This is a genomic window from Achromobacter sp., assembly GCF_036567245.1.
Lineage (GTDB): Bacteria > Pseudomonadota > Gammaproteobacteria > Burkholderiales > Burkholderiaceae_B > Achromobacter.
Genome location: NZ_DATCUY010000331.1, coordinates 1 through 7,354, shown reverse-complemented (window position 1 = coordinate 7,354; position 7,354 = coordinate 1). Strand labels below are relative to the sequence as shown.

At 67.9% G+C, this 7,354-nt stretch carries 6 protein-coding genes and 1 riboswitch; of the genes, 2 read left to right on the top strand and 4 right to left on the bottom strand.

Annotated features, from left to right (window positions below):
- Window positions 1-1,135: AMP-binding protein (locus VIR09_RS14450; RefSeq protein WP_332013489.1), on the top strand; the 1,135-nt coding region annotated here is incomplete at its 5' end.
- Between the two features lie 47 nt (window positions 1,136-1,182).
- Here the strand turns inward: VIR09_RS14450 and VIR09_RS14445 are convergent.
- Complete coding sequence (locus VIR09_RS14445; RefSeq protein ID WP_332013488.1) at window positions 1,183-2,634, bottom strand: sodium:solute symporter family protein; 1,452 nt, start codon at window positions 2,632-2,634, stop codon at window positions 1,183-1,185.
- Between the two features lie 108 nt (window positions 2,635-2,742).
- Window positions 2,743-2,849, bottom strand: a riboswitch (TPP riboswitch).
- Between the two features lie 172 nt (window positions 2,850-3,021).
- Between VIR09_RS14445 and VIR09_RS14440 the strand changes: the two genes are divergently transcribed.
- Window positions 3,022-4,299: an LLM class flavin-dependent oxidoreductase gene (locus VIR09_RS14440; RefSeq protein WP_332013487.1), complete on the top strand. Its 1,278-nt coding sequence runs from the start codon at window positions 3,022-3,024 to the stop codon at window positions 4,297-4,299.
- 50 nt (window positions 4,300-4,349) lie between these two features.
- On the opposite strand, the gene VIR09_RS14435 is transcribed toward VIR09_RS14440, so the two are convergent.
- The 3 genes from VIR09_RS14435 to VIR09_RS14425 form a co-directional block, all read right to left on the bottom strand.
- Window positions 4,350-4,565, bottom strand: a complete 216-nt coding sequence (locus tag VIR09_RS14435; protein ID WP_332013486.1) for a hypothetical protein — start codon at window positions 4,563-4,565, stop codon at window positions 4,350-4,352.
- The gene (locus VIR09_RS14430; protein WP_332013485.1) at window positions 4,562-6,466 is read right to left on the bottom strand and encodes an esterase/lipase family protein; all 1,905 of its coding nucleotides are present in this window, start codon (window positions 6,464-6,466) and stop codon (window positions 4,562-4,564) included. The genes VIR09_RS14435 and VIR09_RS14430 overlap by 4 nt, the downstream gene beginning before the upstream one ends.
- On the bottom strand, window positions 6,463-7,354 hold an 892-nt coding region (locus tag VIR09_RS14425; protein ID WP_332013484.1), incomplete at its 5' end, for a DUF4105 domain-containing protein. The genes VIR09_RS14425 and VIR09_RS14430, both read right to left, overlap by 4 nt.

Here is a 7,354-nt window from a genome sequence, read left to right as displayed (position 1 = left end):
GCTCGGGGTCCGGCTGGTCACGGAGGACGAGGCCCGCGCCTGGATGGAACCCGCGCCGGGCGACGAGGACTCTCCGCTGGACGACGCCGACGCCCAGGCGCCGGCCCTGCTGCAGTACACCGGCGGCACGACCGGGCAGCCCAAGGGCGTGATCCTCGGGCGCGACGCCATCGCCACCAATGTGCTGCAGCGCGAACTGGCCCTGCCCACCCGCTACGGCGCCGACAGCGTGCTTTGCGCCATGCCGCTATTCCATTCCTACGGCATGGCCATGGGATTGTTCCTGGCCGCCAGCTCCGCGGCCACGCTGGTGCTGCTGCCGCGCTATCGGCCCGACGACGTCTGCGACGCGGTGGAGCGCGAGCGCATCACGCTGTTTCCCGGCAGCCCCACCATCTATACCGGCCTGCTGTCGCACCCGCGCTTTGCCGGCACCGACTGGTCCAGCGTGCGCGCCTGCTATTCCGGATCCGCGCCGCTGGCCGAAGAGGTGCACCGGCGCTGGGAGTCCGCCGTGGGCGCGCCGATCTACGAAGGCTATGGCCAGACCGAGGCCGGCCCCATCCTCACCTACAACGGCCCGGCCGGAACCCGGCATGGCTCGGTCGGCACGCCCGTCGCGAACACGGAAGTGCAGGTGGTCGATCTGGAAACGGGGAGCGTCGTGCTGCCGCCCGGCCAGCGCGGCGAAATCCGCGCGCGCGGGCCGCAGATCATGCAAGGCTATCTGGCCAGGCCCGACGCCACCGCCGAAACGCTGCGCGAGGGCTGGCTGTATACGGGCGACATTGGCGAGTATGCCGAGGACGGCTTCCTGTACATCCGCGACCGCAAGAAGGACCTGGTGATTTCGGGCGGCTACAACGTGTATCCGCGCGAGGTCGATGAAGTGCTGTACCTGCATCCAGACGTGGCCGAAGCCGCGGCGGTGGGCTGGCCGGACAGCTACCGCGGCGAGGTCATCCGCGCCTTCGTGGTCCTGCGGCCGGGCGCGGCTGTCGACTCGGCCGGGTTGATCGCGCACTGCCAGTCCAATCTGGCGCGCTACAAGGTGCCCGCGGTGATCAGCATTCTGGACGCCCTGCCCTACACGGGCGCCAACAAGGTGGACAAGAAGGCGCTGCGCGCGCCGTAATGGCGGCGCGGCGCCCGCTTTGGGGCGCCACGCCGCGCAACAGCCGTTCAGGCCGGATCCTGGTCCAGCCTGCGCACCGCCGCGCTCAGGGTCGAGAAATCGAATTCCTTGCGGCCGCGCAGCAGGCAGCGCATCAACACCGTCGTCACCACCGGCACCACCGCGGCCAGCAGGAAGGACTCCAGCAGGAACGAGGGCTTGTCGCCCGGCGCCGGGAAGAAGAACAGGCCCGCCACGAGGCCGGAGACGGTCGCGACGGTTGCGGTGAGGCCGTCGTGCTTGCGGCTGAACAGGCCGTAGAAGACCGGGAACGCGGCGGCGGAACAAAGCAGGTCAGCCAGCAGGAACAGGTACAGCACGCTGTAGCCTTGCGACGCCACGATCATGACCGGGATGGCCATCAACAGCACCAGCCAGCGCGCCAGGCGCTTCATGGTCATGGAACTGGCGTTGGGCATCAGGCGGCGCATATCGACCGCGATGATGCTGGAGACGGCGCTGATCGCGGTGTCGGCGGTGCTCATGACCAGCGACAGCCCCAGCGGGATCAGGGCGATCACGAACCACGCGGGCGCGTGCGGCATGATGACGCTGAAGAGCGCGATGGAGCTGTCGCCCTGGGGCGCCAGGCCAACGAAGGCCAACCCGAAGAGTCCCATGAGGAAGATGAAGGGCGCGACCAGCAAGCCCCCCAGCAGGAAGCCGTTGCGCATGGAGCGCGCGTCGCGCGCGGCGTAGATGCGTTGCCAATTGCCCTGGTGGAAGATACCGGTCAGCAGGATGGCGACGAAGAAGGTCAGCCCGGCCTTGACGCCCACCGGGTCGGTCAGGTCCAGCAGCTGCGGCGCCTTGGCCTGCAGCGCCTCGATGGTGGGCATGGCGCCGCCCGCGGCCTGCCAGCCCACCAGACACAGGATCACCAGCAAAGGCACGATCACCATCATCTGCACCTGGTCCGTGAATATCGACGAGCGCAGCCCGCCGTAGGTGGTGTAGAGCAAGGTGGTGCCCATCACGATGGCCGCGGTGGCCCACAGCGGCACGGGTGCCAGCATGGTGACCAGTTTGGCGATGGCCGTGACTTCGGCGGACAGCGCAATGAAGAGATAGAACAGCATGATGAACAGCGCCAGCCCGTACATGGGCCGGCCGTAGCGCGCCATCAGGAACTCCGTCAGGGTGTGCCCATGCGGGATCAGTTCGCGCATGCGCCGCCCCAGCGGAATCATCACCAGGCGCGGCGACATCGATCCCAGCGCGTAGCCGATCACCGCCGCCAGGCCGCCCCAGGTCGCCGCTTGCGCGGGCGAGAACAGGATCCAGGCGCCCAGGGTCGAGGCCATCAGCGTCAGGATGGTGCCGAAAGCGCCCTGGCTGTTGCGGGCGACGATGTAGTCCTCCAGCGTGCCGCGCTTGCGCCGCGTGTAAAGGACGCTGGCCACGGCGAAGCCGCCCGAAAACAGCAGCAGCCACATCAGGGCGGTGGATTGGGTCAACATGGTATCGGTCCTCCCGCTGCCGGCTGGCAGCCGGACGCGCAACGCGGCGGCCTCGCCGCGCTTCCGTGCGCAGGCCGCAAGATGAATGAAAGTCTAGGGAGGGCGCGCGGACTGCGCGATGTCCTTCCCTTCGCCGGCATTACCCGGATCAGGTTCAAAGGGTTACCGCGTTGCCGCGGAATCTCAGCCCTTGCAGGGCTCCCCCAGGAATTGCCGCAAGATTAGGAGAGCGGCACGGCAATGTCAACGCGCCTGGCGCGGACGCCGCCCGCGGCTTTGTGCTAAGTTCGCCGGCGTGCGGCGCCTGTTTGCCTGTCCGCCGCTGGAATCGAAGAGCCTGACCATGCCTATCGCGTCTTACACCGCCCCCGCCCGGAACGGATCGCCATGCTGCATCTGAACCTGTTCATCTTCGGCTGCGGCCACCACCGCGCCGCCTGGCGTCACCCCGATTCCGCCGCCGAACGGCTGGGCGACATCGCCTACTACGAGGAACTGGCGCGCACCGCCGAACGCGGCAAGCTGGACGCCATCTTCTTCGCCGACGGGCAATCGGTCGACAACATCGGCGACGGCCCGCGCTGGTACCTGGAACCGCTGACCGCCATGGCCGCGATCGCGCGCGCCACCTCCCGCATCGGCCTGATCAGCACCGTCTCCAGCACTTTTTTCACGCCCTTCCACGCGGCCCGCATGGTGGCGTCGCTGGACCATATCTCGGGCGGACGCATGGGCTGGAACGTGGTCACGTCCATGTTCGACGCGGAAGCGCGCAACCACGGCTACGAGTCCATGCCCGGACACGACTGGCGCTATGCGCGCGCCGAGGAATTCGTCGACGTCGCGCTCAAGCTGTTCGACTCCTGGGACCAGGACGCCCTGGCCATCGACCGCGCCGGCGACTATGGCGTGCCCGCGCGCGTGCACAAGATCGGCCACCACGGCGAGCATTTCCTGGTCGACGGCCCCCTGACGGTGCCACGTCCGCCGCAAGGCCGTCCGGTGCTGTTCCAGGCCGGCGCCTCGGACCAGGGCCGCGACCTGGCCGCCAGGCGCGCCGAAGCGATCTACGCGGTCGCCTACGATCTGCCCGCGGCGCAAGCCTATTACCGCGACATCAAGCGCCGCGTGCTGGCCGCCGGCCGCCAGGATTTCGTGCCCATCATGCCGGGCCTGGTCACCTACGTGGGTTCGACGGACGCTGAAGCACGGGCCAAGCAGCGCGAACTGGACGTGCTGCTGCCCAGCGACGCCTCGTTGCGCCAGCTCGGCACCTTCGTCCTGCAGGATTGTTCCGCCTGGGAACTGGACGCACCGGTGCCCACCCTGCCGCCTTTGTCCGAATTCACCGGCCCCAAGGGCCGCTACGCGACCATCCTGCGCATCATCGAGACCGAAAAACCCACGGTGCGCCAGCTGCTCGGACGGCTGGCGGCCGGCGGCGGCCATTGCACCATGGTGGGCACGCCGGAGCAGATCGCCGACAAGATGGAGCACTGGTACCGAAACGAAGGGGCCGACGGTTTCAATCTGATGCCGCCGTCCCTGCCCGGGGGCATCGACGATTTCGTCGAACACGTGATTCCGGTGCTGCAGCGTCGCGGGCTGTTCCGCACCGAATACCAGCACAGCACACTGCGCGGGCACCTGGGGCTGGAACCCTGATAAGCCGGCGCGGCGCTCCCTGGCCAGCCCTGTCGGACTGGCGGCGGCGCTTATCCGGCCAGGGTGGCGGGCTGACTGCGCTTGGCCTTGGCGGCTTCGCGCACGGCCGCATGCTTTACGGCTCGCCGCTGTTGAACGGCGGCCCGCCGCCTGTTTGCGCGCGTCGCGATCCAGTCGTAGAGCACCACGCCCGGCTGGCGCATGAGCGCGGCGGTGAGCGCACAGGCGACGATGAGCAGAAGGCCGAACAATAACCCGTGCATCATTGCCCCCCCTGTTCCAGCTGCAGCCGGAGTATGCGCCTGAGCTCCAGGATTGCCTCCGGCGTCTCTTGCACGCTATGCGAGAAGCTGATGATCTTCTCGGATTCGGCGCCGTCCAGGTGCGCGCTGCGGTACGGCACCAGGCCGTCGTCCGAATCCGCCAGCGGAACGCCGGGAGTATTGTTCGCAATGATGCTGTGGTAGCGCACCGCCGGCGAAATCGGCATAGACGCGGTCAATCTCACAAATCGGTCCTTTTCGCTCAGGTTGTCCACGCCGTTGGGCACCCGGATCGAGGATTCGGGCCGGGGCGGCCCATCGGCGTCGGCCAGGCGGTTGAGCTTGGCGAACTGCCTGACCACCGTCACAGGCAGCGTGATCAGATTGGACAGCCAACGCGACAAAGTGTTCTCGGCAAATGGCGTGCCCCGGTGCGGCGCAGCGATGAATACCGCGCGCGATATGCCGGAAAACGCGTCAAAGCTCAGCACCGGATCGAATTCGGCGCGCGCCTGGGCGAGTTGGGTCTCGTCCAGCTTGGCGTGGTCGCGCAGCGCGTCCCACAGCACGGTACCGGACGAGGATACCAGCAGCCGGCTCAGCACGCCGCCCATGCTGTGCCCGATGATGACGGTATCACGCGAGGCCTGGGCCGCGCCCATGGGATCGAAATGCTGGATCGTCTGGCGCAGCGCGTCGCGGATGGCGCGGTTGTTCAGCGCGAGCGGCGCGTTGGTCGGATAGTAGACCTGCCAGATCTGGTAATGCTGGCGCAGGGTCTCGTCGCCCAGCACCTCGTTGGCGACGTTGATCCAGGCTTCCGGGCTGCTGGCCAGGCCGTGCAGCATGATGACGGTGCGACGGTCCGGGTCATAGGGCTGTAACAGGTAGACGTGCGGCGCCTCGATGCCCTCTTCCTTGCCCAGCACGTTGCGCAGCGCCTGGGTGGCGAAGCCCGACCGCGCCAGCCACAGGCCGTAGCCTGAGGTGAAGTTGGCCGCCAGGGGCACCGTGGTGCCAGCCAACGCCACCGTGTCGCGCTTGTAGGGGTCGTAGGCCGCCAGGGTCGCTTCCTGCGAGGCCATGACCTGTTCCAGCGTGTCGCCGGGAAAGCCCATGATGACGGTCACGGCGGGAAATGGCGTTTCGCTGTATGGCGTCTTGAAGGTGTCGGCATCATTCACACGGCGCGCGGTGACCGCCACCAGTTCAGCGCCGAAGCCGTCGCGCCGGTACATGCTGCGCAGTCCCCGGAACGTCAAGGTCGACGCAGGCACCAGTTCATGCGGAAACTGCTTGCCGCCGGGCAGCTTGACGTCGGACATCTCGCCCAGCACCTGCCAGGCGCCGGCCGTCATTTTCGTTCCGGGTTCCGGCGGACGGCCGCGATATTGTTCGAACAGGCGCGTGACGGCCTGCTGCACGGCGTAGTTGTAGTAGTCGCGCACCTGGGTCTGGCGGTCCTCGAAGGCGCGGTCGCTGGGCGAGCGCGGCGTGAAGAACAAATAGGCGTAGGCGGCCCGCGCCGTCTGCAGGTAAGCGTCCAGCAGCTCGTCCTGGCCGGCCTGGCTGGCGGGGCGCTGCTTCTCCGTGGCGAGCGCCTCCATCAGCCAGACTTCGGACAGCGTAGCCAGGCGCCGTTCGCTGTCCAGCCCTTCCATGGTGGCCAGCGACCGGGTGCAGGCGTCGCGGTCCTTGCGGCAATCCTGCGCGTTCAGGCCCAGCACGGCCATGGACTCGCGCGCGGAGGCGCTGAGCTGACCGGTGGTGAGCACGTCGCCGCGGCGCTGGGCGATGTAATCCTGCGTGCTGACGGAGGACACCTTGACGCCCGCGCAACCCGCGCAGGCCAGCAGGCCCAGGATTGCGCAGCCCTTCGCGCCGGCATGCCAGAGCCCGATCATTGCGCGGTGCCCGCGGATGCCGGCTGGCGGATGGCCCGCGAGAACTCGACCGGATCGGGACCGGGCAAGGCTGGCCTGCCGATATAGGCCTGTTGGCGCAGCGTGGCGAGCGGCTTGCCCGTATCCAGCCCGCCCCGCTCGTAGAGATATTCCGGCAGGTAGCCGGACAGGAGAATGCGGTAATCCATGGGCAGGCCCGGCACGATCGCGCGCACCATGCGGTAGACCAGCGTCGTGCAGTTGGCCGTCACCGTGTGGTAGAAGCGCGGCTGGTCGGCCAGCTCATTCGCGGTGCGCACATAGGACAGGAACAATTCGCGCATGGCGGGCACCGGCATGTCGACGGGATAGAGGTACACGCGCTCGGCGCGCGGCCCGGCGCGCACGTAGAGGATGTCGCGCTCCTGGGCGGCGATCACGCTCAGTTCGAACTGCTTGAAGAATCCGCCGATCTCCGAGAACTGTTCGCCGCGCTCCTTGCGGATTTCGACCGAAAACACGACGTGGCGCCCGTCGGTGAAGCCGAAGGAGACCAAGGTGTGGGCGATGGCCGGGCTGCCCCAGTACGACAGCACCATGTCCACCGAGGCCAGCTCGTTCAGGTTGTATTGCTGGCTTTCCCAACGGGCGGTGTAGCGCGTATCGGTATCGGCCTGCCAATCGAAGTTGCGCACGCTGTCCAAGGTGACGATGGATCCGGAAACGCTGCCGCGCAGTGTGCGCGCCACGTCGTCCGCCCAGATCCGGTCGTTGGACGGCGCCAGCGTCTGCCACCACACCAACAACGCGGCCATGCCGATCAGCCAGGTCCAGATGGCGCGCCGCGTGCGCCCGCGCCACAGCGCGACGGCTGCGTACAGGCATAGCGCGGCCCAGGCCAGCGCCGCC